The sequence below is a fragment of the Falsiroseomonas oryzae genome (genome assembly GCF_027856955.1).
GTDB lineage: Bacteria > Pseudomonadota > Alphaproteobacteria > Acetobacterales > Acetobacteraceae > Falsiroseomonas > Falsiroseomonas oryzae.
Genome location: NZ_JAPSMD010000578.1, coordinates 1 through 2,730, shown reverse-complemented (window position 1 = coordinate 2,730; position 2,730 = coordinate 1). Strand labels below are relative to the sequence as shown.

Below are 2,730 nucleotides of genomic sequence, written 5' to 3'. Positions count from 1 at the left end.
CAGGCGCGGGCGGGCTTCCAGCACGCCCAGGCTGCGGCCGGCGGCCTGCGCGGCGCGGGCCGCGGCGATGCCGGCGGCACCGGCGCCGATCACCAGGATGTCCACGTCCTGCATGGGGTCGTTACGCCCGCGCGGGGCGCCGGTTCACTCCAGCCTCGCGCCGCTGACCTGCACCAGGCGCTGCCAGCGCGGCCGTTCCCGCTCCACCAGCGCGGTCAGCGCGGCCGGGGTGGGGCTGGTCACGGTGCCGTAGCCCAGCGGCTTCAGCCGGTCCACGAAGTCGGGCATGGCCGCCACCTGCAGCAGGGCCTGGTGCAGCCGCGCGACGATCGGCTCCGGCGTGCCGCCCGGGGCCATGATGGCGTTCCTGGTCACGACATCGTGCTCGCCCAGGCCGAGATCGGCGAAGTCGCCCATGCCCGGCACCTCCGGCAGGATGGAAAGGCGCGCCTTGCTGCTGACCGCGAAGGCCAGGAAGCGGCCGGCCTCCACATGCGGCATCAGCGCCGGCATCACGTCGAACATCATGTCGATGGTGCCGCCGAGCAGGTCGTTGATGGCCGGCGCGCCGCCGCGATAGGGCACGTGCAGGATCTTCGCCTGCGCGGCGGCATTGATCGCCTCGATGTTGATGTGGCTGGAGGTGCCGGAGCCGGAGGAGCCCATCTTCACCTCCTCCGGATGGGCGCGGCTCCAGATCACCAGGTCGCGGAAGTCCCGCCAGCCGCGCCGCCGCGCCGTCTCGGCGTTCACCACGCAGAGCAGCGCGCCGTCGGTGATCTGGCTGACCGGCGCGAAGTCCCGCTGCGGGTCGAAGGGCAGGCGGCTGGTCATGAAGGGGAAGGCGCAGAGCGTGGTCACGCCGAGGATGCCGAGCATCGTGCCGTCCCGGTCGCCCTTGGCCAGCGCATCGGCGCCGATGATGCCGCCGGCGCCGCCGCGGTTCTCCACCAGCACGGTCTGGCCGAGCGCCGCCTGCAGCCGCTCCGCCAGCAGCCGCCCGAGGATGTCGATGGCGCCGCCCGGCGGGAAGGGCACGACGATGCGCACCGGCCGCCCGCCGCCGAGCGGCTGTGCGAGGGCGGGAGCGGCCAGCACGGCGCCCCCGGCGGCCATCAGGCCACGGCGTCCGATCATCGGCAGTCTCCCGCGTTGTTCCGCGTCAGCCTGAGGCGTCGGCCGGCAGGCTGTCCAGCGCGTGGAGGAGAACGGCGGCAGCGACCGAGACGTTCAGGCTCTCCACCCGCCCGGAGCCCTTCAACGTCACACGATGTGCGCAGGCCGCCGCGGCGGCGGGCGTCGGCCCCTCCTCCTCGTTGCCCAGCACCAGGGCGAAGGGCTTGCCGCGCGGCAGGGCTTCGGGCGGCACGCCGCCGCGCGCCACCGCAGCCACGGTGGTGAAGCGCGGCGCCATGGCGCGCAGCGCGACGGGCAGGTTGGGCACGCGGTGCAGCGCCAGGTGCTCCAGCCCGCCTTCCGCGGTGCGGTAGGCGGCGTCCGACAGCCCGGCCTGCCGCGCATCGCCCGAGAGCAGCAGGCCGGCGCAGCCGAAGAACGCGGCGCTGCGCGCGATCGCGCCGAGGTTGTGCGGGTTGCCGACGGCATCGAGCACCGGCAGCACACGTGCTGCGAGCAGCGCGGGCGGGAAGGGTGCGCCAAGCTCCGGCACCTCGCGCGCCACCGCCACCGCGACGATGCCGCCGTGATGCGCGGTGCCGGCGATGCGGGCGAGCTCGTCGGGCGGGACCTCGCGGTAGGGCTTGCGCGCGGCCGCCATCAGCTTGCAGAGCGGCCCGGCCTCCCGCCGCCGCGCGGCGACGTAGAACAGGCGCAGCACCGCGTCGGGCCGGGTGGCGAAGAGCGCCGCGACGGCGGCAGGACCGGCGATGCGGTCGGTGTCGGGCGGGCGCGTGGCCGGTGGTGGGGTGCCGCTCATCCGCCCGGGGTAGAGGGGGCGGCGAGGCGGCGCAACGTGGCGGCCAGGGCATCGGGCACCTCGATCCCCTCGCGCGCGGCGCGGGCGGCCAGGGTGGCACGGCGGCTGCCGGGCAGGCGCACGCCGGGATCGGCCAGCATGGCGGCGAGCAGGAAGTCCAGCCGGTCCAGGAAGGCGTCGCGCCCGGCCAGCGCGCCGGGGTCGATCGCCAGGATGGCCTGGCCGAGGCGCGGGCGGTTGCCCTCCTCCTCGAAGAAGCTGTCGGCCTCGAAGCCGAAGGCGGCGCCGGTCAGGGCGCAGCACAGCAATTCGACGATCAGCGCCAGCAGCGCGCCCTTGGTGCCGCCCATGGCGAGCATCGCGCCGGACAGCGCGGCCTTGGGATCGGTGGTCGGGTTGCCCTCCGCGTCGAGTGCCCAGCCCGGCGGGATTGGCTTCCCCTCCTTCGCGGCGACCATGATCTTTCCGCGCGCCACCTCGCTCAGCGCCATGTCGATGACGAGCGGGTCCTGGTCGCGCCGTGGGAAGGCGGCGGCGACGGGGTTGGTGCCCATCAGCGCGCGCCGCCCGCCCGGCACGGGCATCGCGGCAGGCGAGTTGGTGAAGGCCAGCGCCACCAGCCCGCGGCGCGCCAGCGCGGCGACCGGCAGGCCCATCGCGCCGCTGTGGTGGCTGTTGGTGATGCCGGCGAAGGCGACGCCATGCGCCAGGGCGCGCGCCGCGGCCTCCTCCACGGCGAGCGCGACGGCGGGATAGGCGAGGCCGTGCCGCGCATCCACCAGCACCGCGCCGCC

4 protein-coding genes are annotated in these 2,730 nt (G+C 75.5%); all 4 read right to left on the bottom strand.

Annotated elements, in window-relative coordinates; all coding sequences use genetic code 11:
* A partial coding sequence (locus tag OZN99_RS33595) for an NAD(P)-binding protein (RefSeq protein WP_408611971.1) occupies positions 1 to 114 on the bottom strand: 114 nt, incomplete at its 3' end.
* A gap of 30 nt (positions 115 to 144) precedes the next feature.
* Entirely contained in the window at positions 145 to 1,137 is a 993-nt protein-coding gene (locus tag OZN99_RS29115; protein WP_270938713.1) for a Bug family tripartite tricarboxylate transporter substrate binding protein, read from the bottom strand.
* Positions 1,138 to 1,162: 25 nt separating this feature from the next.
* The gene (locus tag OZN99_RS29110) at positions 1,163 to 1,936 is read right to left on the bottom strand and encodes a TrmH family RNA methyltransferase (RefSeq protein ID WP_270938712.1); all 774 of its coding nucleotides are present in this window, start codon (positions 1,934 to 1,936) and stop codon (positions 1,163 to 1,165) included.
* The coding region (locus tag OZN99_RS29105) for an Ldh family oxidoreductase (RefSeq protein WP_270938711.1) at positions 1,933 to 2,730 on the bottom strand (798 nt) is incomplete at its 5' end. The genes OZN99_RS29105 and OZN99_RS29110, both read right to left, overlap by 4 nt.